Here is a 25020-nt window from a genome sequence, read left to right on the forward strand (position 1 = left end):
TCAATATGTAAGGAGGTTGTAGATATGAAGTTAGACACGAAAAAATTGAGTCTGTATGCGGTCTTTATTGCCCTGACCTGTGTCGGTACCCTGGTGATCCGGATTCCCTTTCCCTTAACTAAGGGCTACCTGAACCTGGGGGATGCGGTTCTCCTGGCAGCGGCCCTCACCATGGGGCGGACCGGAGGCCTGCTGGCCGGGGGCCTGGGTTCTTTCTTGGCCGATATCCTGACCGGCTATGTCTATGCCCCGGTGACCCTGGTCGTTAAGGGGCTGGAAGGCTTTGTCTGCGGGATCATTTTTGAAAAAATTCCAACCACGACTGGACGGATCATCGCTGTCCTGGTCGGGGCCGTGGTCATGGCCACTGGTTACTTTATTTTTGAAATCATCCTTGTAGGTCTCTACCCGGCAGCCCTCTCCTACCTGGCTAACCTAGGCCAAGGGGCAGCAGGGGCCATCTTAGCCTATCTCCTGTCTCTGGCCTTGGAAAAAGGGCTGCAAGAAATGCATATCCTGCCCAGCAGATAAGAAAAAGCCACAGCAGAGGTTCTTTGCTGTGGCTTTTGTATGCCTTGGGTATGTCAGCTGGTTTTTTTGAGGATGGCCATGAGACTTTCTCGCTGGCGGCGGAGGCCAAAGAGGGGTAAAAGAAGGGCGATGGCCAGGAAGAAGGGCAAGACATAAAGGAGGGGGACTAGGGAGGCCTGCCAATCGGCGAACCAGACGGCGCCATTGACGGCCTCGGTAATCAGCCTGTTGCTGGCCAGTAGGCCGAAGAAGGCTAAGGCAATGGCCAGGCCGAGGGTGAGTAGGTTTTCTGTGACAACCATTTGGTAGACTTGCTTTTTGGTCATCCCGACAGCTTGGAGGAGGGCGAATTCACGCCGCCGGACAAGTAGGCCGGTTAGGACGGTATTGATGTAGTTGGCCAGGGCAATGGTGGCCATGACGGCAACGATTAGGCCGGTGAAGAGGCTTAGGGTCTTTTGCAGGCGGATAAAGTCTGCCCGGGCCCCGGCCTTGCTTTCATAACCCAGGGCGGTGGTGGCGGATAAGCGCTTAAGTCCATCCTCTATATCCCTCTGGTCTTTTTTAGGGGCATCAAAGGCCAGGAGCTGGACTTGGGCTGAGGGGTCTGCCTTTTGGAGGGCGGCGGCATCAAGGACATAGCCTTCGGCAAATTGATAGCGGGCGGTCAGGCTATAGGGCAGGGCCAGGGTTGCACAGACGGTATAACTTTCAAATCTAGCTCCGTCTGGCGGGCCAAGGCAGACCTGGACCTGGTCACCGGTACGCAAGCGGTGGCTTTTTTCGATGGGCTGGTCGTAATCATCCAGGCGGATAATAGCTGCAATAGCCTTTTGCTCGGGGTCTGCTAGGGGAGCCAAGTCACCTTCCAAGACCTGGGCCTTCTGCAGGGTAAAGTTGGTCATGCCGTAGAGCTGGATCGGACTGGCGGCCTGGCCGTCTGTACTGACGTCTTTTAAATAGGCTTTTAGGTCTTCATCGGAATAACCGTAATTTTCCTTGTAAATGCGGCGGAGGTCCTTGGCCGGCAGTTGCTCACTGGCGGAGTGGCTAGGCAGGTAGACTGCCCCCCAGCTTTCTTGAGGCAAGAAGGGCTGGATGGCCTGGATATCTTGGTCGGTCAGGGCCGGGGCTGTATGGCTACTGGCCGGAACAAAGAGCCGGGCATCAGCGATGACGAAGTCTGTGGGAATCTTAGACAGGTATTTATCCTCGCTGAAGCTATTGGATAAATTAACTGCATTGGTAAATAGCCAAAGGGTCAGGGCTAGGCTCAGGGCTGTTAAAAGGAGCCGTTTCCGATGGCTCCGGACTTGAATCAGGCCCAGGCGACCAGCTGAGAGGGGCCGGGACCGGAACCGACGCTTGGCAGATAAGTGTAGGTCTTGAAATTTGACGGCTTCAATGGGTGCGGCTTTAGCGGCCAGTCGACCGGGGCCGATGGTGGCCAGGTAGACGGTGGCCAGGGTAAATAGGAAGGCCATGAGGAAGATAAGGGGGTCAGCCACCAGGGTAAAATCGAGGTCTAACTGGATGAGGGAGAGCAATTTGGGCAAGCACAAGCTACCGATCAGCCAACCAGCAACCAGCCCCGGCAGGATGCCAGCTAAGGCGAGAAAGAGGGCCTTTAGATGGACCAGCCGACGTAATTGTCGGGGGGTAGTACCGATGGTTTTTAATAAGCCGTAAAAGCGGATATCATCGCTGACAGAAAAAAGGAAGATGTGGTAAATGACCAGACCACTACAGGCTATTACGGCTAGTAAAATAAAGAGGAGACCAAAGGCGACGATGGGGTCATCCATCTGGCTTAACTTACTCTGGGTATAGCCCCAGTTGACCCCGTAGTCAATGAAATCCGCCTGGTCCGGCTGGCTAGATTGGTAGCCGGCGGCCTGGATGGCCTCTTGGAGGCTATCTTCGATATGACGGGCGGAGCGGAGCTTGACACTCAGTTGGTTTTTGCCTAAACCCAGGGATTCATCCTCGGGCAAGTGGGCCTTTTCTAGTAGCTGGCTGACCTGGTCTTTGGCAATAAGGGCCTGGTAGGCCAAGACTTTATCTTCATGGGGAAAGGTGCCGCTTAGGGTAAAGGTTTCCCGGATGGTGCTTTTGCCAATGTGGATGTCCAGGGGGATAGGGCTGCCGAGGTCAGCTGGTAGACCTAGGTTTTTTAGGACCTCTTCATCAAGGGCAATCTCCTTGGTCTTTGCTTGAGGTAAATGGCCTCTAGTCGGCTTGATAAAGGACCACTGGGCGGCCTGATCATCCATATAGCTCACTTCTACCTGGGTTTTTTCCAAGCCGGGGTTGACGGCTAAGCCTGCAATTACTCGCAGGCCGGTCTCTTCAAAGGCCGGTGAAGATTGAAGCCGGCTTAACTCTTCATTAGAAAGGTTTTTTAATTCTCCATGGGCCGTACTGCCGACTTGGCGGAACTGGTCATTTTCCATGGCCTGGTTGGCACCGAAAAGAAGGGTAAAGATGGCGGAGAGCATGAGGGCGGTCAGGATGATGGCGAAGATGGCTAGGCCGGTTCTGCCTTTCTCCGCCCGAATCCGGGCCCAGGCCAACCGGGCCAGGACTTTTTTATTCTTCACGCTAGACATGGGCTGCCACCTCGACCTGGCCATCTTCAATGTGCAAGATACGGTCAGCCAATTGGGCTGCAGCCTCGTTATGGGTAATCATCAGAATGGTTTGACCCAGGTTTCGACGGGTACGAGCTAAGAGGGCCAGGACATCCTGGCTGGTCCGGCTGTCTAGGTTGCCGGTAGGTTCATCAGCTAAGAGGATGGACGGCTTAGCAGCCAGGGCACGGGCGATGGCCACCCGCTGGGCCTGGCCGCCGGAAAGCTCACTGGGCAAACGGTGTTTCAACTCATTTAGGCCTAAGAGCTGGTAGACTTGGTCCAGGTACTCGGTATCATAAGGGGCTCCGTCCAAGTCCAGGGGGAGGTGAATATTTTCCCGGACGGTGAGCATGGGGAGAAGGTTGTAATTTTGAAAGACAAAACCAATTTCCCGGCGCCTGAAAATGGACCGTTCATCACTGGATAAGGCATATAAGTCCTGGCTATTAATAAAAACCTGGCCGGCGGTCGGTTGGTCCAGTCCGCCCAGCAAATGGAGCAAGGTGCTCTTCCCGCTGCCGGAGCGACCAACAATAGAGACAAACTCACCTGTTTTGACTTGGATGTTAGCCTTTATAAGGGCGTGGACAGGGTGCTGGCCTTGGTGGTAGGTTTTACAGAGGTCATGGGTTTCTAAAATATACATCAATGTCACTCCTTTCTACCCTTATCATAGCAGGACAGACAGGCTGGAGGGTGACAGGATAAAAAAAGAATCTGTCACTTTAGACAGATTCAGCTTGATTAGGTAAATAAAGGGAAAAACAGGCTCCCGGCACGTTCTGGACGGTTATGTAGCCCTTCTGGGCAGCTAATATTTCACGGGCGAGGTAGAGGCCCAGGCCAACGCCCGGGCTTTGGTGAACGCTGGCTGACCGATAAAAACGGTTAAAAATATAGGCTTCTTCACCAGGGATAATGCCGGGGCCTTGGTCGGTCACATCAATACGTGTATAAAAAGAGAGGGGGAGGACAGCCACTTGGATCAGGCTTTCTGCCGGTGCGTATTTGATGGCATTATCCAGAACATTAGCCAGGGCCTCGGCAGTCCATTTTAAGTCATAGCAGGCGAAGGTTTCCGGCGCCTCTACTTTAATCCGAATCCCCTTCTCCCTAGCTGCCGGTTGGCTAGCTGATACAGCCTGCCGGATAAGGGGGAAGAGGGCGGCCTTTTCCGGTTTGGTCGTTATCAGGCCAGCTTCCAGGCGAGCCCCCTTTAATAAGGCATCTAAAAGAAAGGTCAACTTTTCTGTTTGTGCTAGGAGGGCATCCACTTGGGCTGCTTGCGCTTCGGCTAAGGGGGCTTCAGAGAGGAGGTCACTGTAAAGCTGCAAGTTAGCCAAGGGGGTCTTGCACTGGTGGGCAATATCGGCAATTAAGGCAGCCGACCGGTTTCTTTCTTCGGCCAGTTGGGCTTTTTGCCATTCCTGCCGCCGCCAAATCGCCATCAGGCGAGATTCTAAGGCAGAGCTAAGGCTTTCATTATAAGTGACGGAAAAGGGCTGGCCTCTGCTGATGGCATCCACTAAACGCGCCAGCCGGTCTTCTCTCTTTCTGCGTTTAAACATGGGGGCCTTCCTCTCCCCAGCGGTAGCCGCGGCCATGTACCGTCTGAATATACCGGGGCTGGTGAGGGTCGGGTTCAATTTTCTGTCGCAAGCGGGCTGCCAACATGGATAAGGCATTGTCGCCACCGCCAGCCTGGTCCATAGGCCAGACAGCTTCTATTAAGGCGGGGCGGCTGACCGTTTGGCCACCGGCGGCCAGCAGGTGGCTGAGAAAACGGATTTCCTGGCTACTTAAGGATAAGTCGCTAGCCTTTACAGTAAAGACCAGCTGGTTGAAGTCCAATTGGAGGTAGCCATCCCGGTAATGGCGATTAGGCGTTAACTCGCGGAGCTGGGCCCGGACCCGGGCCCGTAATTCAGCCAGACTGAAGGGCTTGGTCAAATAATCATGGGCGCCGGCTTCCAAGGCCCGGACAATCTCCCACTCGGCATCCTTGACTGTTAGGCAGATGATCCGGTCGGCTTCCAGTTGCGCCAAGGGGAGGAGGTCAAAGCCGGACCCATCCGGTAACTGGATATCCAATAAGATAAGGCTGGGCTGATGGTCTTTCAAGGCGGTGACCGCCTCGACATAGTTGGCGGCATGGAATACAGTATCTACTTCTGGCGCCAAGGCTGTGGCTAGCCCCTGGGCCAAGTAGGCGTCGTCTTCAATGATGAGCAGGGAAGTCATGGGAGATCATCCTTTACAAAAAATCCCGCCGAGGCGGGATTGGGTTAAAGCGGCATATGGTGCTGGTCTTTCAAATACTGGATCAGGCTTTCGGTTTGGCTGTCGATGGGCCGGCTGGCGTCTAGACGGAGGATGGGGTCGGCCAGTTGGTCGGCCCAGTAGAGGTAGCGGTCCCGGACTTGTTGTAAAACCTCCCGCTTTTCATAGTGATCCCGCCCTTCGCCCCGGCTGCTGACCCGGGTCAGGGCCTCGTCGACGGGGAGGTCGAAGAGGAAGGTAATATCCGGCCGGACCCGGCTACGAATGGGGGCATTGATGCTATGGACCCATTGGCCATCTAGGTCCGGGGCGTTATAGGCCAGGGAGCTGAGCAGGTGGCGGTCGCAGAGGACGGTCCTGCCGGCGGCCAGTTCTGCTTGGACCAGCAAGGCGTGCTCGCTGCGGTCGGCAGCAAAGAGGAGGGCCAGGGTGAGTTCATCCAGGTCGATTTCTTTGCTTAAGGCCCGGCGCAATAGGCGGCCGACGGGCCCATCGGTGGGCTCGCGGTGGCAGCTATGGGGGATGCCGGCAGCGGTGAGCCGGTCGGACAGGCGGGCCAACTGGGTGGACTTGCCACTGCCGTCAATGCCCTCAAAAACGATGAATAGGGGGCTGACTTCAGTCTTCATTAGCTAAATGGGGGACCAGGTGCATGGCCTCTTTCATCCGGCGGCTGGTTTCATCGCCAATTTGATTGGCCCGGTCGTTACCGGCGGCAATGATGTCGCGGACTTCATCTAAATGGCTTTCATAATAGGCCCGCTTTTCCCTAAAGGGGGTTAAGAGGGTGTTGAGGTTACTGAAGAGCTCTTTTTTACAGGCGACACAGCCAATGGTTCCGGCCTTACACCGGTCGCAGATGTCTTCATACTGGTCTTTGGAGAAGACGCTATGGTAGGTGGCCACCACGCAAATATCCGGGTGGCCCGGGTCGGTTTTATGGATCCGGGAGGGGTCGGTGACGGCGGTCATGACTTTGCTGCGCAGGTCCTCTTCCGAATCGGATAAGTAGATGGCATTGCCCAGGCTCTTGCCCATCTTGGCATTGCCGTCTAAACCGGGCAGACGGGGGAAGTCGCCGATGAGCATTTTCGGTTCCACCAGGAAGGGGTCATCTTGGGCATAGAGGTCATTGAAGCGGCGGACCAGCTTCCGGCAGAGTTCGATGTGGGGGGCCTGGTCTTCGCCAACAGGGACCAGGTGGGCGCCACAGAAGGTGATATCCGCTGCCTGGCTAACGGGGTAACCAAAAAAGCCATAGGTCATATCTTCATAGCCGTAGTTGGCGGCTTCGGACTTGACAGTCGGGTTCTGCCGCAGGACATTCATGGTCACCAGCATGGAATAGAAAATGGTCATTTCCGCAATAGAGGGAATTTGTGACTGTAAAAAAATGGTGACCTTATTCGGGTCCAGGCCAACGGAGAGGTTGTCCATGGCCACCTGCATGATGCTTTCGGAAATGAGTTCCGGCCGCTTGAAATGGGTGGTGAGGGCCTGGATATCGGCAATTTCTATAAAACTATCGTATTCATCCTGGAGACGAACACGGTTTTCTAAGCTGCCGACGTAGTGGCCGATGTGGAGGCGGCCGGTGGGACGGTCCCCGGTCAGCAGGCGTTTTTTAGGGCTGGTCATATCTATCTCCTCGCTTAAATATAGTCATAAAAATAGTATAAAGTTGCCTAGTCCCTTTGTCAAATGGCGGCTATTCATACATAGACAGAAATTTTGGATTGTGATATAGTACAGTTAAGTGTGGCGATTTCCTAGCCTGTAGGTGGCCATGAGAAATGAATAGCGATAAATGGGAGGACCTATGCAACAAACGAAACATCAACAGGTTATTTCACATATTGAATCCTTACCCGTCGGTGAAAAGGTATCTGTCCGACAGTTGGCCCGGGAATTAGGGGTCAGCGAAGGGACGGTTTACCGGGCTATTAAGGACGCCGAGAACCAGGGCTATGTGACTTCTATACCCAAGGTCGGGACCCTTCGGATTGAAAAAAACAAGGAACGGACCATCGACACCCTGACTTACTATGAACTGAGCCTCCTCCTGGAGGGGCGGATCCTCCATGGGGAGAAGCACCGGGAAGAGGTGCCCAAGTCCTACCTGGTGGCCCTGTCGCCGGAGGATTTGAACAATGACCGGCTCCATCCGCAGACGATGATTATTACAGATTTGAAACAGGACCAGGTGGTTAAGGCGGCCCTTGACAAGCGCTTTCCCCTGCTTTTAGGCAATGACAGCCGGACCGGGGACCAGGTTTTTCCGCGCCTCCATGAAGACCAGGTCATCGTTTCCTGTCCTTATGATATTTTTGAACTGATTTCCTTAATTAACCAGACGATTTTTGAGCGGGTGAAACGGCGGGACTATGTCATGGTCGCGGATATCATGACGGAGGAGCCGGCTTACCTACGGGTCGATGACCATATTGAGGACTACTTCCAACTCTGCAAGCAAACCCGCCACACCCACTTTCCGGTGGTGGATGAAAAGGGGAAACTGGCGGGTATTGTCACCGCCAGCTTGCTGGCCAACCGGGAGCCCTATTCCCGGATTGGGGATGCCATGGACCCCAACCCCCTCCTGGCCAAGCCCGATGACCTCATGAGCTACCTGGCCCGGCTCTTTGTCCTGGAAGGGACAGAGATTGTGCCGGTGGTTTCCCTTGACGATAGCCTGGCCGGTGTCGTGACCCGGCAGGATATTATTGTGGCCCTGCAGAGCACCCAAAAGCAGCCTCAATTTGGGGATACCACTGATATTGTTCTCTTGAGTGGCTTTGAATTAACCCAGCGGACTCCGCAAGTGGAGGTTAGCGGCCTGGTGACGGACTTCATGCTGGATGAGTATGGTGAAATGAGCATCGGGAGCCTATCTTCTATCTGTGCCCAAACGGCAACGGTGGGCTGCCGGGTGATGTTTAATGCCGTCTGCCAGCCGGAAGTGCAGAGCATCCAGCTGTATGAGCCCATTGTTGAAGGAATGACCATTAGAAATATTGTAGAGCTCTATCCCAAGCGGCAGGGGGAATATATTGGTAATATCAGGGTTGTTTCTGAAAACGATGTCGTTTTAGCCCTGTCCATGGTTTCCCTAACCAATCGAGAAAAGTAAATCAAAGACCCTATGTTTATTCCCGTAAACATAGGGTCTTTCTTTTCGACAAACGTTGCCAAAGGGGCCTAAGCTTGGTAAGATAAAAATAACAGATAATTAAGTAAATTGCAGGGAGGGAGCGCAGATATGACGGACTTTGGTCAATGGATCGCCCAGGCTTACCCATCGCACATGAAGGCCTACCAGGAGGCCGGGGGGGCCCTAGGGCCTTGGGCCGAAAATCATTTGCCCGCTGACTGGCCAGCCAGCTTTGAAGCCTTCTATGGGGCACCCTATGTCAGCCTGGCTGATGGGGAGGTTCTGGCCTTGACGGATGACTTTCAAGACCAGCTGGCCGGCAGCTACCTCCAGGCCCGGGTGGATGGTGTCCGCTACCTGGTTACTGCCGCCAGGACCCGCCCGTCCGATCTGCCCGGCGATGACCTAGCCCTGGCTTTGACCGAGGAGACGGCTATCCACGTTGCCTTGTGGCAGCAGCTGGCTCCTCAGAAGTCCAGGCCGCCAGCCGGAGGGCGCCCGGTTTGGCTGGACCTGGACCAGCCGGCCCCAGGCGCTAATATTGAAAACCTCATTAGCCAAGTCCTGATCGCGGCCCTGGCGGCAGAGGCCAGCGACATCCATATTGAGCCTGGCGACCGGTTGCTGGTCCGGATCCGCTGTCAGCGGGAGATGCAGACCCTCTGTCAGCTGGACCGGGCCTATGCGGAAAGTATGATCAACCGGCTCAAATTGGCCGGTCAGATGGATATTGGTGAGCATATCCTGCCCTTGGACGGGCACTTCAACATCCGCTACCGCCAGCAGCTGATTGACGTCCGGGTGGCCTCCCTGGCCACCAAAAACGGTGAAAAACTGGTGCTCAGACTCCTGCCGGCCATTTGGCAGGGTCGGTCCCTGGTCAGCCTGGGCTACAGGCCGGAAAGGGCGGCCCACTTACGCCAGTTGGTCCAGTCGCCCCATGGCCTGGTTATTTTAAGTGGGCCGACCAACAGCGGTAAAACCACTACCTTATACACCCTTTTAAATGAATTAAAGAATGACGGCCTGGTCTGTTATACCATTGAAGACCCGGTCGAAATCGACCTGTCGGGGGTTAACCAGATCCAGGTCAACCTGAGCCGGGACCTGGATTTCCCCCGGGCCCTGCGGGGCATCCTGCGGATGGACCCGGATGTCATCCTGGTGGGGGAACTGCGGGATGCGGAAACGGCCCAAATTGCCGTCCGGGCGGCCCTGACCGGCCATCTGGTGCTGACCACCCTCCATGCCTACGATGCCCACGCCGTCTTTCACCGGCTCCTGGACCTGGGTGTCTCCCGGGACCTTATCGCCTCAGTCCTCTTGGCCAGTCAAAACCAAAGGCTCCTGCCCAGAAAAAGACCGGGGGATGCCTGCCAGACAGGAAGGGACGGGGCGGGGCTGGCCATTGTCGAAGAATGTTGGGTGCCGGATGAGGCAGATCGGGCGGGTATCCGGGCCGGCCTGTCCGGGGCGGACCTGCGCCGGCAGGCCCTTGAAAAGGGTTTCCTGCCTATGGAAGAGGACATCGCCTTAAAACTGGGTTTGGAGATTCTTGAAGGCCCGGCTGACCAGTCCTCACCCGGGAGGTAGATCATGAAAATCTTCAAGTATACAGCCATGCGGCTCGATGGTCAGGTCCAGGAAGGGGAGAAGGCGGCTGCCTCGGTAACGGCCTTGGCAGATCTGCTCCAGGCAGAGGGCTACTACCTCTTAAGGGAAGAACCCTTGAGCTTGATTGACCGGGCCAAGCGCTGGCTGCTCATTGATGAAGAGGCCCTGATTTTCCTGCTGAGGCAGTTGGCCTTTATGCTGAAAAGCGGCATCCCGATGACCCGGGCCCTGACCTACCTGGAAAAGGATGCCCCGAAACGGTACAGCAAGATAATCTGCCAGGACCTCCTCCGGGGCTTGGGTAAGGGCTTGCCTATCCAGTTGGCCTGGCGGAATTCGGCCCTAAACCTACCGCCGGAAGTGGGCGACTGGCTGGAAATCGGCGACTTAACCGGGGACCTAAGCCATGCCCTGGTCGCTGCAGCCGATGAATTGGCCGAAAGACGGCGGTTCAGGAAAAACCTTCAGCAGCAACTTTTCTACCCGGCCCTGGTGCTCTTACTCCTGGTCCTGTTCTTTAATTTATTGATTTTCCTTATCCTGCCCACCCTGGCCAGGACTTACGACCAATTGGGGGTGGCCCTGCCTCTAGCCTTGAAGCCCTTAGCCGGTCTGAACCATCTCTTTACCAGCCCGGGACCGGCCTTAGCTCTGGCCTTATCCCTACCTCTGGTGCTTTTGGCCGGCGGCCTGTGGTTGCTTCACCAGCCTGAAGCCAGAAAATGGGGCCAGGGGCTCTTGCGACAGGTGCCCGGCCTCAACCGCCTCTTAGCCTGGCGCTTGTATATCTCTTTTGCCGGTGGTCTGGGGCGGCTGCTCCAGGCCGGGGTCGGCCTGGAAAGGGGCCTGTACTTTTTGAGCAAACGGCAGCACTTAAGGCCTATCGAGGAGGGCATCGGCCAGGTGGTCAAGGACCTCTACAGCGGCCAGCCCCTCAGCAGGGCCGTCGGGCAATTGGATTTTGTCCCGGACCTGGCGGGAACCCTGCTCTATGCCGGAGAACAGGCGGGGAATCTGCCGGATGCCCTCCTGCAAACGGCAGACTACTATAGGGACCGGCTGGACATCGAGCAGCGTTTTCTCATGCGGATTATCGAGCCCGTGGCGGTGGTTTTGTTAGGTGCTATGGTGCTGGCGGTGGCCCTGCTCTTTTTCCTGCCCCTGCTCGGCACCTATGACCGTTTTCTTGGATAGGAGGGCTTATGAAACGTGCAGTGACTTTGCCGGAAGTCTTGATTGTCTTAGCCATTATGGCTACCCTGGTCCTTCTCCTGGCCCTGCGCCTGGGCGGCCTGGTTCAAACAGAAAGGGACCAGCGGATTGAGGCAGACCGGGCGCTACTGGTAACGGCAATGGAAGTGGCTGCGGCTGATGGCGTCCTGGCATCCGACCAGGCGACCTTGGTCCAGAAGGGTTACCTAAAGGCGCCCCTGACAGACCCGGGGACCGGTCAGGCCTATGCCTGCTACTGGGATGGGGACCGGCCGGTCGTTCTAGCGAGGGAGACGGAATGATATGAAGAAACGAAGGGCCCTTACGCTCGTTGAGTGCCTCATGGTCCTCTTGATTATGTCCCTGCTGATCCTAATGATTATGCCGGCCATGCAGGTCCCTCTGGCGCAAAAGATGATTGACCAGGAGGGGATGAAGCTCTACCAGGACCTGCGGACGGCCCAACTCCAGGTGGCCCGGGAGGGCGGCTATGCAGAGGTCCGGACCCAGCCCAACGGCTACACCATCCGCTTTCGGGATAATGACCGGCCGGACCAAGTCGTCCAGCTGAAAAGCAGGGTCTACCAGTCCGGCAGCCTGACCTTTCAGCAGGAGAACCGGGACAGCTCCCGGTCTTTTCCCTCCACCTTTACTCTCAAGTATAACCGTCAGCAAAGGTATATCATTGTAGACGCCGTTGGGCGGATTTACTACCGGCAAATATACCCCGGGAGGTAGTTCTTATGAGAAAAAAAGCGACCACCCTCCTTGAAGTGATTGTGGCCTTATTTATCCTGGCCGTCCTCCTTCTTGGCCTGCTACCGACCCTGGGACAGATGAGCCGTTGGGAGGACCGGATTAGCCAAGCCGACCAAGTGGACCGAGACCTAGTCAGGCTCCTGGACCAGGGCGAGGCAGGGGAGGGAACTCTCAGGAGTGGGGAGGCCTATCGCCTGGAAGTGAAAGACTTTGCTGAAGTGCCGGGCATGGAAGTGGTATCGGTGACCCTTGACCGGCCGGATGACCCGCTGGAACTGGTAACCCTACGGCAGGTGGAATCATGAAGCGGCGGGCCGGCTTCAGTTTTATAGAGGCCCTGGTGGCCCTGGTCATCAGCGGGATTGTCCTTTTGATGGCCAGCCAGTTTCTGGGGCAATTCAGTCGGATGAGCAGCCAGATAGAGGAAGAGGTCCTCCTGCGGGACCAAATGACCTATGCCATGACCCGGCTGGCAACAGACTGCCGGGAGGCAGACGGGGTCCACCCGATGAGGGATGATGCACCCCTGGCGGCCAACCGGGTCTACCTGTACAAACGGCTGGCCAAGCGGACCCCGATTAACTTTGGTGAGACCCAGCGGTATTATATTGAATATGGCTTGAACGAAAATACCCGCCGCACGGCTGAAGACCGGTTGGCCGGGGCTTATGTCGTCTATCGGTCCCAGCACAAGGATACTCTGGGCCGGAGTGACCGCCAGCCCCTGAATGCGGGCATGACGAAAGAGGGGTTCCAGGTCCGCTACTTAGATGAAAACGGTCAGGAGACGGCCCAGGCAGACCTGGTCACGGCCCTGGAAGTGGAACTGGTCGGGCGGACCCCTTCAGGTAAGGGGGTCCGTCAAAAACAAGTATTTCAGTTAGGGAGGTGAGGGTGTGCCAAACCAAGATACATGGCTGTATGACCAAGTAGAGGGCCAGTGGAAAAGGGTTCCTTATCCCTCAGCGGGCCAGGACCCGCCCGGGGACCAAGCGGACCAAACCAGGCAAGGCCCTGGTCCTTTTAGATTCAAGTCGGATAAAGAGCAGTCCCTTGTCCTGGTACCGGCTGACTTTTGTAACTGGCAGCTGGTGACGGTTCCCAGTGCGGCCAGCCCCGAAAGCTGCCAAGACATGCTCATAAACCGGGCCGGTCATCTCAAGGCCGGTCCCGGTGGTTGGATCTACTACCGGCAGTTGGCAGCCGGCAGCCATCTAAGCCTATACAGCCTCTGCCATATGCGGAACCCCCTGCCCCTTCAAGACAGGTTGAAGATACGGGGCTACCGGCTCCTGCCTGAAGACCTTTACTACAGTGCCGGCTGGCCTGATGGCAGCGGCTACTATGAAGGCGGTGGCCTTGGCAGGTGGTTTGCCCAGGTCGAGGGCTTTGGGGCGCTTTTCCTGCCCATGGACCAAAGCGACCGTATCAGCCAGGCTAAAGAGACCCTCCAGGCCTTTGGCCTACTGACGGATGATGGCTTGCGGGAGACCAAGGGAGAAGGACCCCAAGGGGCGGCGGGCCTGCCCGGCACCACCCTACCCTTGACCCCGACGACCCAAAAACGGTTATGGATTGGGCTGGCGGCCCTGGTCCTGGTTGGCAGCCTCAGTCTGGTCCTCCTGCACTGGCAGGCCAACCGCCTGGCTGACCAGCTTGCCCAGCCGCCTATCCATGAGGCCGGCCAAGGGGCTTCGATGGAGGCCCTGGTTCCCTTTGCTGGCGGGCTCAAAGAAATTTATGCGGCAACCCTACCGGATATAGTGGTCAACCACTGGCAGGGGGAAGGTCAGCAGCTAACCCTCACCGGCGAGGCTCCCTCTCAGGACCGGCTTAAGACCTTTTGTGCCAAGGTCGAGGGCCTGAGTAAGGTCGACCAGGTTCGCCTCTTAGAGGCCGGCGAAAAGGACGGCCGCTGGCACTTTCAATTGATGATTACATTCGCCCCATAGGAGGTGGGCCATGCCTGTTCGTAAACCTTTACTAATCGCCCTGATTCTCGTTCTGGGCCTCTTTTTTGCGGTTCAAATAGGGACCCAGGTGAGCCAGATCCAGGCCTACAAGGACCAGGTCAGTCGCCAGGAAACGGTATCGACCGGGGGCGACCGGTCGACCGGCCACTGGCAGGCCTCGGACCTCCTGGATATGACCCACAAGGCCCAGGAAAAATTTGCCGTCGGCGCCCCGGACCTGACCTTTAACCCCCAGACCGGGCATACCAGCCTTAGCCTTAAGGGTAAGACCGACCAGCTCCTGGATTTTTACCAATTCTTCGAAAAAAAGGCCCAGGTTTCTACCATCACGGACATGGAAATAAAGGAGGGGGAAGATGGGTCGACCCTGTCGGTTTCCTTTATCTGGTAGGCAGCGGGCCGGGGCCCTCATCCTGGTTCTCTTTGTCTTTGCGGTGGTGATAGTGATCCTCATGACAGGCCTGGCCCTGATCCGTTTTCAAGTGGCCAGTGGAGAAGCGGCCCGTGAGGACCTGGCTGTGACTAGCCTCCTGGATGGGGCCATTCGCGCAGCCCGCCAGGCCCTGCCGGAAGACCTGCCGGCGCCGGGGGCCGCCCTTACCTTATTTGATACAGACCTCTCCGCCAACCACCACATAGCGGCTTATCTAAAGCGGGAGGACGCCTACCGGGTAGCCGTCCAGGCCCAAGCCCGGCAGGGGGATTCACCGGTCCGGACCCAGACCTGGAAATATTACGCTGTCCGTACCCCTCATGCCCTGGACGGTAAAGATATTATGGTTTATGATTTGAATGGTAAGACAGATGGCTTTAGGGTCTGGCTGGTGCGTTATGGCCTGGGGCCCCTGGTGGTCACCCCGTCAGAAAAAGGGCCCAAGGATGACCTCAACCAGCTGGGTCAATACAGTGAACCGGAAGGCCTCCATGTGACCGGGGCCTTGACGGTCCAGGCCCCCCTGCGAGTCAATGGTGACCTGATTGTTAATGGGGACCTCCAACTGGCCGCCCCGGTCGAGGCTAAAAATATCTACCTGGATGGCCGGGTGACGATAACCGGTGCCGGCCGGCTCAAGGCCGACCAGCTCTATGTCAATCCGGCGGAAGGGGCCCGGTTGGAAAATGACGAGGCCTTAATGGAAGCCATAGAGGCCGGAATCAGGTCCCATGACAAGGCACCCACTTACCATTACTATGACTTGGGCCTAGCCCCGAAGGAGAAGAAATGGATTATCAACAACGGCGAGCAGCGCTCGTAAAAGAAATGACCGCCAAGGGTCAAGGGGCCCTGATTGTGACCTCTTATGAGAACCGGCGGTATTATAGTGGCTTTAGCGGTAGCTTCGGTTTTTTAGTGATCATGCCTGACGGGACCATCCTATTGACCGACGGCCGCTACCGGGACCAGGCCAAGGCTGAAGCACCGGATATCGACCTGGCCATTGTCGGCGGGATGACCGCCGCCAGTAAATTAGCAGATGTGGTAGAGGCTGCCGGTCAGGAGCCCATCGGCTTTGACGGCCGCCTGGCCTCTTACCCGACCTACCAGATGCTGGCAGGCCTCTTTGGCAGCGACCGCCTTGTGGACCTCTCCCCCTTAATCGATGCCCAAAGGGCGGTGAAGGATGTCGATGAAATTGCCCTGATTAGCCAAGCAGAAGCCATTGGGGATGCGGCCTTTCAGTTGGCCTGCGAAAAGATGGTCCCCGGTATGACAGAAGTGGACGTGGCCCTGATTTTAGAAACGGAAATGCGCCGCCGGGGCGCCCAGGGCACCAGCTTTGATACCATCGTGGCCAGTGGCGCCCGAGCTGCCCTCCCCCATGGCCTGGCCAGTCTGAAAGCCCTGGAGAAGGGGGACCTGGTGGTCATGGATTTTGGCTGCCGCTACCAGGGCTACTGCTCAGATATGACCCGGACGGTGGCCATCGGTGAGCCCGGCGACCAGTTAAAAGACCTCTACCAATTGGTCCTCAAGGCCCAGAAGGCCTGCCTGAGCCAGGCCCGGGCCGGGGTCATCGGCGCCGATATCCACCAAGTGGCCGTTGATATCTTTAAAGAGGCCGGTATGAACCAATACTTCGGCCATGGCCTGGGCCACTCCCTCGGCCTTGAAATTCATGAGAAACCGGTTTTTTCACCCAGCGAGAAAAATCCCCTGGCTGAAAATGTAGCCATTACCGTAGAACCGGGCCTTTACCTGCCCGGCCAAGGCGGGGTGCGGATTGAAGATGTCATCGTTTTAACCAAAGATGGCCACCGGAACTTAACCGGGTCACCGAAAGACCTTTTAATCCTGTAATAAAAAGGTGGTAATGTCCGTTCCGGCACGGTATAATATAGCTGACTGACCAAGACTGTGAGGAGGAATTAAACGAATGATCTCATCTAACGACTTTAGACCTGGCGTTACCATTGAATTAAATGGTGATCCCTGTCAGGTTATCGAATTTCAGCACGTAAAACCCGGTAAAGGGGCAGCCTTTGTACGTACTAAAATTAAAAACCTGAAAACCGGTTCTACCACTGAAATGACCTTCCGCGGCGGTGAAAAAGTACCTAAGGCCACCCTGGAACGTCATCAAATGCAGTACCTCTACTTTGACGGTGACAGCTATGTCTTCATGGATAATGAGACATTCGACCAAATCAGCCTCCCAGAAAGCGCTCTGGACGGTGGCGAAAAATATCTGAAAGAAAATATGGATTGCCAGGTGACCTCTTATGAAGGCGAGATTCTCGGTGTAGAACTGCCGACGACCGTTGAACTAGAGGTAACTGAAACGGAGCCAGGCATCAAAGGCGATACCGCTTCCGGTGGTACGAAACCCGCTACCCTCGAAACTGGCGTGACTGTACAAGTGCCCTTCTTTGTCAATACTGGTGATGTCTTACGCATTGATACCCGGACCGGTGACTATATCGAACGCGCCTAAGGGGCGCCTTGAAAGGAGATTGACATGGCTATTTCAGAACGCGTCGCATATCTAAAAGGTTTGGCTGATGGTTTAGGTCTTCAGGAAAAGGATAAAACGGGTAAGTTTTATACCGAATTAATCGATTTAATTGAAGAAATGGCACTGGTTGTCGATTATCTTCAAGATGAAACCGATGAAATGGAAGAATACCTGGATGCACTGGATGAAGACCTTTCTGATGTTGAAGAAGCTGTCTTCGACTTTGATGACGAATATGATGACGATGATTTTGAAGACTATGATTTCAATACCCTAGGCAATTACATGGAATCGGAATGCCCTGGTTGCGGTGAAACCATTGCTTACTTCGATGATACCGAAGATGATCAGGCGGTGGATATCGTTTGCCCAAATTGCGGTGAAGTGGTGACAACCATTGGCGAAGACGAGGAAGAAGATGTTATTGATATTGACGACGAAGCAGACGATAAATAAATAGAGAAGGCTGGGCCCTGTGAGGGGTCCAGCCTTTTTGTGTATTTTTGCACAAACTAAGGCCGTTCAGCCCTTAAAAAGGGCAGGTTGTAGTAGAAAGTTGCAAGAAGAATTGAATTGAAAGAAAAAGATGAAGATTCCATAAAAAACTAGCCATAATGTTATGACAAATATAAACAACTGTGATATAATGCCTGTAAAGCGATTGGTAAGCTTCAAAAATATCTCTTAAGAACCTGGCGGTTTTTTAAAAGGTATTTTTTTGTTGTTCTTAAAGATCGGAAAAAAGCTGTTCTCTGGTCTTAATTTTTTTAAAATAGCAAGTGAATTTTTACACAAAAAACATGGCTTTGTAGGTAGTATGAAAGCTAGCAATTCAAAGGAGGTATTTGTATGGACTTTCAATTAGATGAAAAGCGGGCCATGGCTCAGCAACTCTTTAAGGACTTTGCAGAAAAAGAGGTCAAGCCCCACGCACAAGAAGTTGATGAAAGCCACGAGTTTCCGCGGGAAACAGTGGATAAATTACAAAAATACGGCTTTATGGGGATTCCTATTCCTGAGGAATACGGCGGTCAAGGGTGTGACACCCTAACCTATGTCCTGGCTGTTGAAGAATTATCCAAGGTCTGCGGGACCACCGGGGTTATCGTATCCGCCCATACGTCTTTATGCGCAGATTGCTTATTAAAAAACGGGACAGAAGAACAAAAACAAAAATACCTGGTGCCCCTGGCCAACGGGTCAAAATTAGGGGCCTTTGCCTTAACTGAACCGGGTGCCGGGACCGACGCCGCCGGCCAACAAACCAAGGCCGTCCTCGATGGCGATGAGTACGTCCTCAACGGGTCCAAAATCTTTATCACCAATGGTAAAGAGGCAGATACCTACATTGTTTTTGCCATGACCGATAAAAGCCTGGGGACTAAAGGGATTTCAGCCTTTATCGTTGAAAAAGGCACCCCGGGCTTCAGCTTTGGGACCAAAGAACGGAAGATGGGGATTTGCGGGTCTTCCACCTATGAGCTGATCTTTGAAGACTGCCGGATTCCGAGAGAAAACCTGCTGGGCCGGGAAGGCCGTGGTTTTGGTGTAGCTATGACCACCCTGGATGGCGGACGGATCGGGATTGCAGCCCAAGCTCTGGGCCTGGCTGAAGGCGCTTTAGAAGTGACCCTGCAATACGTCAAAGAACGGAAGCAGTTCGGCAGAGCCATCGGCAAATTCCAGTATATCCAATTTGAACTCGCTAAAATGGCTACCCGGATTGAAGAAGCCAGACACCTGGTTTACAAGGCAGCTCTGGCCAAGGATGATCCTAAAGTCAAACGGTTCTCCTATGAAGCGGCTATGGCGAAACTGTCTGCCTCTGAATGTGCCCGCTTCGTTACGGAACGGGCTGTACAATTGCATGGCGGCTATGGCTATATCGCTGAATACGATGTTGAACGTATGATGCGGGATGCAAAAATTACAGAAATCTATGAAGGTACTTCTGAAGTGATGCGGATGGTCATTTCAGGGAACCTGATGGCATAAGGGGGGACTTTCAATGAAAATAGTGGTTTGTGTTAAACAAGTACCGGATACCACAGAAGTTAAATTGGATCCGGTTAAGGGGACCTTAATTCGTGAAGGGGTGCCCTCAATCATGAATCCGGATGACAAGTCCGGTTTAGAAGCAGCGCTCCGCATTAAAGAAGAAACCGGGGCCCATATTACCGTTCTAACCATGGGGCCGCCCCAGGCAACAGCTGTTCTACGGGAAGCCATGGCCATGGGCGCAGATGACGGTGTCCTCTTAACAGACCGGGCCTTCGGTGGCGCTGATACCTGGGCCACCAGCTATACGATTTCCCTGGCCCTGAAGAAATTAGACTTTGACCTCATCATCACTGGCCGCCAGGCCATTGACGGGGATACCGCACAGGTTGGCCCGCAAATCGGTGAGCACCTGGGTATCCCCAATATCAGTTACGCTGAAGACCTCAAGGTTGAAGGCGACCATGTCATCGTCAAACGTCAGTTTGAAGATCGCTACCATATCGTTAAAGCAAAAATGCCCTGCCTGGTTACGGCCTTGGCAGAATTAAATGAACCGCGGTATATGACCCCGGGTGGCATTTTCAAAGCCTTTGACAAACCAATCACTGAAGTGCATTTTGATGACCTTGATGCCAATGCCGAAGATCTTGGCTTAAAGGGCTCACCGACGAAAGTTGTCAAATCTTTCCCGAAAGCGGTTAAAGCTGCCGGTACCAAGATTGAAGCCAGCCCGGAAGAATCGGTTGAATACATTGTGGACAAGCTCAAAGAGCGCTTCATGCTGTAAGAAAGGGTGAGAACGATATGCCAGATCAAAACGTTTATGAAGGCGTACTTATATTTGCAGAACAATTAGATGGAAAAGTATCTAATGTAGCCTATGAATTAATCGGTAAAGGCCGGGAATTAGCCGCAGACTTAAATACTGAGGTCACCGCTATTGTCCTGGGCCATAACATTGGCCATTTAGCTGACGACTTGGCTGCCCGCGGGGCTCAAAAAGTCATCGTCGTTGATGACCCCTGCCTGGAGCATTACACCACTGAACCCTATACCTCTGTTATCTACCATGCGATTGAAACCTTCCATCCGGCCATTGTCCTTTATGGGGCAACTGCTATTGGCCGTGACTTGGCGCCGCGTGTATCCGGCCGTGTCCATACCGGCCTGACTGCAGACTGCACCAAGTTGGAAATCGATCCGGATACCAAAGACTTGATGATGACCCGGCCGGCTTTTGGTGGGAACCTGATGGCAACCATCTTGTGCCCGAACTTCCGCCCGCAAATGTCCACCGTCCGTCCGGGGGTTATGGTGAAACGTCCGGTAGACCACGAGGCTAAGGCTGAAGTCCTGAACTGGAAACCGGACTTAACCCCCAATAATAAATTTGTTGAAGTCCAGGATGTTATTCGCAAGGTCAGCGAAAAAATGGACATCCAGGAAGCCAAAGTCCTGGTTTCCGGCGGCCGTGGGATTGGTAACGCTGAAGACTTCAGCATCCTAGAAAAATTAGCCGATACCTTGGGTGGCGTTGTTGCCGGCTCTCGTGCAGCCGTTGATTCCGGCTGGTTGGAAAAAGACCAACAGGTCGGCCAAACCGGTAAAACCGTCCGTCCGGACCTCTATTTTGCCATTGGTATTTCTGGTGCCATCCAGCACCTGGCTGGGATGGAAGAATCCGGCTATATCATTGCCATTAATAAGGATGCCTCTGCACCTATTTTTGACATTGCAGACGTTGGCCTTGTTGGTGACTGGCACGCCATTGTTCCGGCTTTAACGGAAGCCATCGCTGCTGAACAAGCAGCCAAAGAAGAAAACTAAGCTTTATTTAGGTTACTCCATTTTTTCATTTCACTCCAATACAAAAGATCCGCCTTCGGGCGGATCTTTTGTATTGTCTCGAAGTCGGACTGGCTTGTATCTATGCCCCTGGTTTTTTATAAAAAATTTATGATTTTTCAGCTTTTTAATGAATATTTTGCAATGAAATAATACTAGTAAGGGTATGATTACTTTATAGAGACAAGTTTCTTGCTAAATATGAAAGGAGACCTCATGAGATATAAGGTTAGCCCGGAGAATGAAAAATTACGCCAAGAGATTCGTGCCTTTGCAGAATCGGAAATTGCTCCCCTTTCCTTCCAATTGGATGAAAGAGGCATTTTCCCGGAAGAAATTGTCAAAAAGATGGGCGAAAAGGGCTGGATGGGCCTGCCCTTTGAGAAAAAATACGGCGGCCAGGAAATGGGTAACGAAGCCTATGCCATCGCTGTCGAAGAATTTTCCCGGATTGATGCCAGTGTGGGGGTTATCTTATCTGCCCACAACTCCCTAGGGACCTGGCCGATTGCTGAATTTGGGACAGAGGAGCAAAAGCAAAAATACCTGGTGCCCTGTGCAAAAGGGGAAAAACTGGCCGCCTTTGGCTTAACTGAAGAAAATGCCGGGTCTGATGCCGGTGGTACCGAGACCACTGCTGTCTTAGACGGGGACGATTATATCTTAAACGGGACCAAGATTTTTATCACCAACGCCCCTGAAGCCGATGTCTATGTGGTCTTTGCGGCAACCGATAAGGAAAAGGGGACCCATGGTGGGATTACGGCCTTTATTGTTGAAAAAGGGACGGAAGGCTTCAGCTTCGGGACCCGCTATAATAAGATGGGAATCCGGGCTTCGGCGACCGCTGAACTGGTCTTTAAAAACTGCCGGGTGCCTAAGGAAAACCTCTTAGGGGAAGTTGGCCAAGGTTTTAAAATCGCCATGATGACCCTAGACGGTGGCCGGATTGGGATTGCCGCCCAAGCCCTAGGGATTGCCCAAGGGGCCTATGAACAAGCCTTAGAACGGGCCCAAGACCGGGTTCAGTTTGGTAAACCGATTGCAGCCCAGCAAGGGGTCAGCTTTAAGCTGGCAGATATGGCGACTAAGATTCGGGCCGCCCGCTTCCTGGTCTACTCTGCAGCGGAAATGAAGGATGCCCATGAAAATTATGGGATGCAGAGTGCCATGGCCAAGCTCTATGCCTCCGACATTGCTTTGGAAGTGGTTGATGAAGCGGTCCAGATCTTCGGCGGGTCCGGCTTTATCAAGGGCTTGCCGGTGGAACGCTTTTACCGGGATGCTAAAATTACAGCTATCTATGAAGGGACCAATGAAATCCAACGGGTGGTTATCGCCAGCCACCTGATGCCACGAAAGAAGAAAGATAAGCCGGTTAAGAAGGATAACAAGGCCCCGGCGCCACAGAATGAACGGAAGATGCAGATCTTTGATGAAGGAACCAGCCAGGACCGGGTCGATGCCCTGGTCAAGGCCCTGAAAGAAGAGGGCTTTGACAAGCAAAGGGTTGACGATATTTTCGGTCCCATCGGCCAGGCTGATCGGCTGGTGGCCTTCGGCATGGGCTTAAAGCATGCCAAAGACCGGGAAATGATGGAAAAATTGGCCCAGGCCTTTGGGGCAGTCCTATCCTGCTCTCGCCCGATATCTGAAGAAAGAGAATGGATGGACCTTACCCGGTATGTAGGCCTGTCCGGGCAGAAATTTGCCGGTCAATTCTACCTGGGTGCCGGCATTAGCGGGCAAAAGCAACACCTGACCGGGATTAAGGATACCAAGGTCATCGTAGCCATCAATGAAGATCCTAATGCCCCCATCTTTGCCCAATGTGACTACGGGATTGTCGGCGATATGTATGAGATTATCCCCCTTCTCACTGAGGCCCTGGAAGCCTTATAAGATTAACTGACTAGAGCCGCCCTTTGGGCGGCTCTTTTTCGCACCTATTTGTTGAAGTCAGCCGCCTATGCTACAATGATGCCAAGGAGGCCTGCTATGTTAGTGATTCGTTGCGCCAAGTGCAAAGAAAAAATTTGGAAATATGATAAAATCGGGCCGGGAGAAGTCCTGCGTTGCCATAAGGCCCGGATTGCCCAGGTCTATAATGAGCCGGTGGTCCAGGCCCATAAAATCTGTTGTCCCAAATGCCTGGTTCCTCTTGGCATTGATAAGGGGCGCTTTTATAAGATGGACCCCCGGGCCTTTATTTACAATGGCACCAAGAGAAACCGGTAGGCAGCAGATGCAAGAGGCGAGGACTTTACTAAAAAAATACTTTGGCTATGATGACTTCCGCCCGGGCCAGGAAAAGCTCATTGCCGGCATCTTACAGGGGCGGGACATCCTGGGTATTCTACCCACCGGTGGCGGGAAATCTCTCTGCTACCAGATTCCAGCCCTGATGTTACAAGGCCTAACCCTGGTTATCTCACCCCTCATTTCCCTGATGAAGGACCAGGTAGATACCCTGCGGGAATTGGGCATTGCTGCTGAAAAGATTGATGCCCAGACCGACCTGGACCGCTACCATGAGATTATGGCAGCGGCCCGGTCCGGCCAGCTGAAATTGCTCTATATTGCCCCTGAGCGTCTGGGGCAGGAGGGCTTTCTCCGGGCCCTCAAACAGCTGGACCTGGGCCTGGTGGCCATTGATGAAGCCCACTGCGTCAGCCAATGGGGGCATGATTTTAGGCCCAGCTACCGGCAGATTGCCGCCAGCCTGGCAGACCTCAAGCCCCGGCCGGTCTTTGCCGCCCTAACCGCGACGGCGACCGCCCAGGTCCAAAAGGATATCGTCAGCGGCCTAAGCCTGGAGGATCCCCTCATTTATGTGGCGGACTTTGACCGGCCCAACCTCTACTTTAATGTACTGGCGCCGGCCAACCGGAAGAAGACCCTCTTATCTCTCTTGGCCGATGGCCAGTGTGCCATTGTCTACTGTGCAACCAGACGGACAGTGGAGGACGTCTGCGACTACCTCAATAACCAGGGGGTGGCAACGGTTCCCTACCACGCCGGCCTTCCCGCCCAAGACAGGGAAGCCAACCAGGAGGCCTTTATCAATGATCGGGTCCAGGTGACGGTGGCCACCAATGCCTTTGGCATGGGGATTGACAAGCCGGATGTCCGCCGGGTCATCCATTACAATATCCCTAAAAATATGGAAAGTTACTACCAGGAGGCGGGCCGGGCCGGCCGGGATGGGGCCCCGGCTGAAGCGGTCCTCTTCTTTCATGCAGCGGATATTATGACCAACCTCTTCCTGATCAGTCAGAGCTATGAGCCGGATGCCCGCCGGAAATTAAATGCCATGCTGGGCTATGTCTATACCGGGACCTGCCTGCGCCAGTACCTGCTCCACTACTTCCAGCCGGACCGGGAGAAGACCGGGCCCTGTGGCCATTGCGCCATTTGTGATGGCCGGATCCAGACCTCAGATGTCACCCAAAAGGCCCAAATGGTCCTTTCCTGCGTCATCCGGATGGGCCAGCGCTACGGGACCAGCCTGATCATCGACGTCTTGCGGGGGGCCAATACCAACCGCATCCGGACGGAGGGCTTTAACCACCTATCCACTTATGGCCTCTTGGCCAAGAGCAGTAAGGGGGAGGTCCGGGATATTATGACCCTCCTGGCTGCAGAAGGCTACCTGGCCGTCGTAGGGGAAGACTACCCGGTCCTGAAAGTGACCGAAAAAAGCCGGGCCCTATTGCAGGGCAAGGTCCAGCTGAGCATGAACCGGCCCTTTAAAGAGCGGACCAACCAGGTTGAGCTGGCCACAGAAGATGTCAACGGCCAACTCATGCAGGTCTTGCGCCAATTGCGGCGAGATATGGCTGAGAACCTCCACCTGCCCCCCTACATCATCTTTACCGACCGGACCCTCCAGGACCTGGCCCGGCGGATGCCGGTCACAGAAGAGGCCCTGCTTGAGGTCCATGGCATTGGGGCCGTTAAGGCCGCCAAGTACGGCGCCCCCTTCTTATCAGTTATCCGCTCCTTTATAGAGACCTCGGCCGAATAAATAAAAAAGAGCACCTAGCTGTCAGCTGCCTACCCTTTAG

General features: G+C 54.4%; 26 protein-coding genes. 20 read left to right on the top strand and 6 right to left on the bottom strand.

The annotated features are described in order from the left end of the window. Positions 1-24 precede the first annotated feature (24 nt). Positions 25-531: an ECF transporter S component gene (locus ACKQTC_RS05765; RefSeq protein ID WP_408977480.1), complete on the top strand. Its 507-nt coding sequence runs from the start codon at positions 25-27 to the stop codon at positions 529-531. A 53-nt stretch (positions 532-584) separates the two neighbouring features. On the opposite strand, the gene ACKQTC_RS05770 is transcribed toward ACKQTC_RS05765, so the two are convergent. The 6 genes from ACKQTC_RS05770 to trpS form a co-directional block, all read right to left on the bottom strand. Beyond that, positions 585-3140, bottom strand: a complete 2556-nt coding sequence (locus ACKQTC_RS05770; RefSeq protein WP_408977481.1) for an ABC transporter permease — start codon at positions 3138-3140, stop codon at positions 585-587. Further along, a complete protein-coding gene (locus tag ACKQTC_RS05775; protein WP_408977482.1) occupies positions 3133-3810 on the bottom strand; it encodes an ABC transporter ATP-binding protein in 678 nt (225 codons plus the stop codon). Before ACKQTC_RS05775 ends, ACKQTC_RS05770 begins: the two co-directional genes overlap by 8 nt. A 79-nt stretch (positions 3811-3889) precedes the next feature. Then, positions 3890-4732 (bottom strand): sensor histidine kinase, encoded by an 843-nt coding sequence (locus tag ACKQTC_RS05780; protein WP_408977483.1) that lies wholly within the window; start codon positions 4730-4732, stop codon positions 3890-3892. After that, positions 4725-5405, bottom strand: a complete 681-nt coding sequence (locus tag ACKQTC_RS05785; RefSeq protein ID WP_408977484.1) for a response regulator transcription factor — start codon at positions 5403-5405, stop codon at positions 4725-4727. The genes ACKQTC_RS05780 and ACKQTC_RS05785 overlap by 8 nt, the downstream gene beginning before the upstream one ends. A 44-nt stretch (positions 5406-5449) precedes the next feature. Beyond that, positions 5450-6073 carry a dTMP kinase gene (tmk, locus tag ACKQTC_RS05790; RefSeq protein WP_408977485.1) on the bottom strand — a complete coding sequence of 208 codons (624 nt, stop codon included), beginning with the start codon at positions 6071-6073 and terminating at the stop codon, positions 5450-5452. Then, entirely contained in the window at positions 6063-7082 is a 1020-nt protein-coding gene (gene trpS, locus ACKQTC_RS05795) for a tryptophan--tRNA ligase (RefSeq protein ID WP_408977486.1), read from the bottom strand. Before trpS ends, tmk begins: the two co-directional genes overlap by 11 nt. Before the next feature lie 181 nt (positions 7083-7263). Here trpS and ACKQTC_RS05800 point away from each other — a divergent pair, with 181 nt between their 5' ends. From ACKQTC_RS05800 to recQ, 19 genes are all read left to right on the top strand, one after another. Then, a complete protein-coding gene (locus ACKQTC_RS05800; RefSeq protein WP_408977487.1) occupies positions 7264-8574 on the top strand; it encodes a CBS domain-containing protein in 1311 nt (436 codons plus the stop codon). Between the two features lie 129 nt (positions 8575-8703). After that, positions 8704-10188 (top strand): GspE/PulE family protein, encoded by a 1485-nt coding sequence (locus ACKQTC_RS05805; protein WP_408977488.1) that lies wholly within the window; start codon positions 8704-8706, stop codon positions 10186-10188. 3 nt (positions 10189-10191) lie between these two features. Then, a complete protein-coding gene (locus ACKQTC_RS05810) occupies positions 10192-11403 on the top strand; it encodes a type II secretion system F family protein (RefSeq protein ID WP_408977489.1) in 1212 nt (403 codons plus the stop codon). An 8-nt stretch (positions 11404-11411) separates the two neighbouring features. Continuing rightward, entirely contained in the window at positions 11412-11723 is a 312-nt protein-coding gene (locus ACKQTC_RS05815; RefSeq protein ID WP_408977490.1) for a prepilin-type N-terminal cleavage/methylation domain-containing protein, read from the top strand. Position 11724: 1 nt separating this feature from the next. Continuing rightward, on the top strand, positions 11725-12159 hold the full coding sequence (locus ACKQTC_RS05820) for a prepilin-type N-terminal cleavage/methylation domain-containing protein (protein WP_408977491.1): 435 nt from the start codon (positions 11725-11727) through the stop codon (positions 12157-12159). Positions 12160-12164: 5 nt separating this feature from the next. Further along, entirely contained in the window at positions 12165-12485 is a 321-nt protein-coding gene (locus ACKQTC_RS05825) for a prepilin-type N-terminal cleavage/methylation domain-containing protein (protein WP_408977492.1), read from the top strand. Beyond that, a complete protein-coding gene (locus ACKQTC_RS05830; protein ID WP_408977493.1) occupies positions 12482-13072 on the top strand; it encodes a PulJ/GspJ family protein in 591 nt (196 codons plus the stop codon). Before ACKQTC_RS05825 ends, ACKQTC_RS05830 begins: the two co-directional genes overlap by 4 nt. 4 nt (positions 13073-13076) lie before the next feature. Then, the gene (locus tag ACKQTC_RS05835) at positions 13077-14132 is read left to right on the top strand and encodes a hypothetical protein (protein ID WP_408977494.1); all 1056 of its coding nucleotides are present in this window, start codon (positions 13077-13079) and stop codon (positions 14130-14132) included. A gap of 10 nt (positions 14133-14142) precedes the next feature. Continuing rightward, on the top strand, positions 14143-14544 hold the full coding sequence (locus ACKQTC_RS05840; protein ID WP_408977495.1) for a hypothetical protein: 402 nt from the start codon (positions 14143-14145) through the stop codon (positions 14542-14544). Beyond that, positions 14510-15409 (top strand): hypothetical protein, encoded by a 900-nt coding sequence (locus tag ACKQTC_RS05845; protein ID WP_408977496.1) that lies wholly within the window; start codon positions 14510-14512, stop codon positions 15407-15409. Before ACKQTC_RS05840 ends, ACKQTC_RS05845 begins: the two co-directional genes overlap by 35 nt. Continuing rightward, the gene (locus tag ACKQTC_RS05850; RefSeq protein WP_408977497.1) at positions 15376-16452 is read left to right on the top strand and encodes a M24 family metallopeptidase; all 1077 of its coding nucleotides are present in this window, start codon (positions 15376-15378) and stop codon (positions 16450-16452) included. Before ACKQTC_RS05845 ends, ACKQTC_RS05850 begins: the two co-directional genes overlap by 34 nt. A gap of 76 nt (positions 16453-16528) precedes the next feature. Beyond that, positions 16529-17086, top strand: a complete 558-nt coding sequence (efp, locus tag ACKQTC_RS05855) for an elongation factor P (protein WP_408977498.1) — start codon at positions 16529-16531, stop codon at positions 17084-17086. Positions 17087-17110: 24 nt separating this feature from the next. After that, positions 17111-17563 (top strand): CD1247 N-terminal domain-containing protein, encoded by a 453-nt coding sequence (locus tag ACKQTC_RS05860; RefSeq protein WP_408977499.1) that lies wholly within the window; start codon positions 17111-17113, stop codon positions 17561-17563. A 393-nt stretch (positions 17564-17956) separates the two neighbouring features. Further along, entirely contained in the window at positions 17957-19102 is a 1146-nt protein-coding gene (locus tag ACKQTC_RS05865; RefSeq protein WP_408977500.1) for an acyl-CoA dehydrogenase, read from the top strand. Positions 19103-19115: 13 nt separating this feature from the next. Next, positions 19116-19895 (top strand): electron transfer flavoprotein subunit beta, encoded by a 780-nt coding sequence (locus ACKQTC_RS05870; RefSeq protein ID WP_408977501.1) that lies wholly within the window; start codon positions 19116-19118, stop codon positions 19893-19895. 17 nt (positions 19896-19912) lie between these two features. Further along, complete coding sequence (locus tag ACKQTC_RS05875; protein WP_408977502.1) at positions 19913-20935, top strand: electron transfer flavoprotein subunit alpha/FixB family protein; 1023 nt, start codon at positions 19913-19915, stop codon at positions 20933-20935. Between the two features lie 234 nt (positions 20936-21169). Next, complete coding sequence (locus tag ACKQTC_RS05880; RefSeq protein ID WP_408977503.1) at positions 21170-22855, top strand: acyl-CoA dehydrogenase family protein; 1686 nt, start codon at positions 21170-21172, stop codon at positions 22853-22855. Between the two features lie 96 nt (positions 22856-22951). Beyond that, positions 22952-23191 carry a hypothetical protein gene (locus ACKQTC_RS05885; RefSeq protein WP_408977504.1) on the top strand — a complete coding sequence of 80 codons (240 nt, stop codon included), beginning with the start codon at positions 22952-22954 and terminating at the stop codon, positions 23189-23191. After that, a complete protein-coding gene (recQ, locus tag ACKQTC_RS05890) occupies positions 23169-24980 on the top strand; it encodes a DNA helicase RecQ (RefSeq protein ID WP_408977505.1) in 1812 nt (603 codons plus the stop codon). Before ACKQTC_RS05885 ends, recQ begins: the two co-directional genes overlap by 23 nt. The last annotated feature ends 40 nt before the right edge of the window (positions 24981-25020 follow it).

Source organism: Peptococcus simiae (assembly GCF_046097595.1).
Lineage (GTDB): Bacteria > Bacillota > Peptococcia > Peptococcales > Peptococcaceae > Peptococcus > Peptococcus simiae.

What these genes read in the sequence shown, in the direction of transcription:
- ACKQTC_RS05785 (WP_408977484.1), bottom strand. Translation starts at nt 5,405, where the DNA reads ATGACTTCCCTGCTCATCATTGAAGACGACGCCTACTTGGCCCAGGGG.
- ACKQTC_RS05865 (WP_408977500.1), top strand. Translation starts at nt 17,957, where the DNA reads ATGGACTTTCAATTAGATGAAAAGCGGGCCATGGCTCAGCAACTCTTT.
- tmk (WP_408977485.1), bottom strand. Translation starts at nt 6,073, where the DNA reads ATGAAGACTGAAGTCAGCCCCCTATTCATCGTTTTTGAGGGCATTGAC.
- ACKQTC_RS05800 (WP_408977487.1), top strand. Translation starts at nt 7,264, where the DNA reads ATGCAACAAACGAAACATCAACAGGTTATTTCACATATTGAATCCTTA.
- ACKQTC_RS05850 (WP_408977497.1), top strand. Translation starts at nt 15,376, where the DNA reads ATGGATTATCAACAACGGCGAGCAGCGCTCGTAAAAGAAATGACCGCC.
- ACKQTC_RS05820 (WP_408977491.1), top strand. Translation starts at nt 11,725, where the DNA reads ATGAAGAAACGAAGGGCCCTTACGCTCGTTGAGTGCCTCATGGTCCTC.
- ACKQTC_RS05840 (WP_408977495.1), top strand. Translation starts at nt 14,143, where the DNA reads ATGCCTGTTCGTAAACCTTTACTAATCGCCCTGATTCTCGTTCTGGGC.
- ACKQTC_RS05830 (WP_408977493.1), top strand. Translation starts at nt 12,482, where the DNA reads ATGAAGCGGCGGGCCGGCTTCAGTTTTATAGAGGCCCTGGTGGCCCTG.
- ACKQTC_RS05870 (WP_408977501.1), top strand. Translation starts at nt 19,116, where the DNA reads ATGAAAATAGTGGTTTGTGTTAAACAAGTACCGGATACCACAGAAGTT.
- ACKQTC_RS05825 (WP_408977492.1), top strand. Translation starts at nt 12,165, where the DNA reads ATGAGAAAAAAAGCGACCACCCTCCTTGAAGTGATTGTGGCCTTATTT.
- ACKQTC_RS05805 (WP_408977488.1), top strand. Translation starts at nt 8,704, where the DNA reads ATGACGGACTTTGGTCAATGGATCGCCCAGGCTTACCCATCGCACATG.
- ACKQTC_RS05810 (WP_408977489.1), top strand. Translation starts at nt 10,192, where the DNA reads ATGAAAATCTTCAAGTATACAGCCATGCGGCTCGATGGTCAGGTCCAG.
- efp (WP_408977498.1), top strand. Translation starts at nt 16,529, where the DNA reads ATGATCTCATCTAACGACTTTAGACCTGGCGTTACCATTGAATTAAAT.
- ACKQTC_RS05860 (WP_408977499.1), top strand. Translation starts at nt 17,111, where the DNA reads ATGGCTATTTCAGAACGCGTCGCATATCTAAAAGGTTTGGCTGATGGT.
- trpS (WP_408977486.1), bottom strand. Translation starts at nt 7,082, where the DNA reads ATGACCAGCCCTAAAAAACGCCTGCTGACCGGGGACCGTCCCACCGGC.
- ACKQTC_RS05770 (WP_408977481.1), bottom strand. Translation starts at nt 3,140, where the DNA reads ATGTCTAGCGTGAAGAATAAAAAAGTCCTGGCCCGGTTGGCCTGGGCC.
- ACKQTC_RS05775 (WP_408977482.1), bottom strand. Translation starts at nt 3,810, where the DNA reads ATGTATATTTTAGAAACCCATGACCTCTGTAAAACCTACCACCAAGGC.
- ACKQTC_RS05845 (WP_408977496.1), top strand. Translation starts at nt 14,510, where the DNA reads ATGGGTCGACCCTGTCGGTTTCCTTTATCTGGTAGGCAGCGGGCCGGG.
- ACKQTC_RS05765 (WP_408977480.1), top strand. Translation starts at nt 25, where the DNA reads ATGAAGTTAGACACGAAAAAATTGAGTCTGTATGCGGTCTTTATTGCC.
- ACKQTC_RS05880 (WP_408977503.1), top strand. Translation starts at nt 21,170, where the DNA reads ATGAGATATAAGGTTAGCCCGGAGAATGAAAAATTACGCCAAGAGATT.
- ACKQTC_RS05875 (WP_408977502.1), top strand. Translation starts at nt 19,913, where the DNA reads ATGCCAGATCAAAACGTTTATGAAGGCGTACTTATATTTGCAGAACAA.
- ACKQTC_RS05885 (WP_408977504.1), top strand. Translation starts at nt 22,952, where the DNA reads ATGTTAGTGATTCGTTGCGCCAAGTGCAAAGAAAAAATTTGGAAATAT.
- ACKQTC_RS05815 (WP_408977490.1), top strand. Translation starts at nt 11,412, where the DNA reads ATGAAACGTGCAGTGACTTTGCCGGAAGTCTTGATTGTCTTAGCCATT.
- recQ (WP_408977505.1), top strand. Translation starts at nt 23,169, where the DNA reads ATGGCACCAAGAGAAACCGGTAGGCAGCAGATGCAAGAGGCGAGGACT.
- ACKQTC_RS05780 (WP_408977483.1), bottom strand. Translation starts at nt 4,732, where the DNA reads ATGTTTAAACGCAGAAAGAGAGAAGACCGGCTGGCGCGTTTAGTGGAT.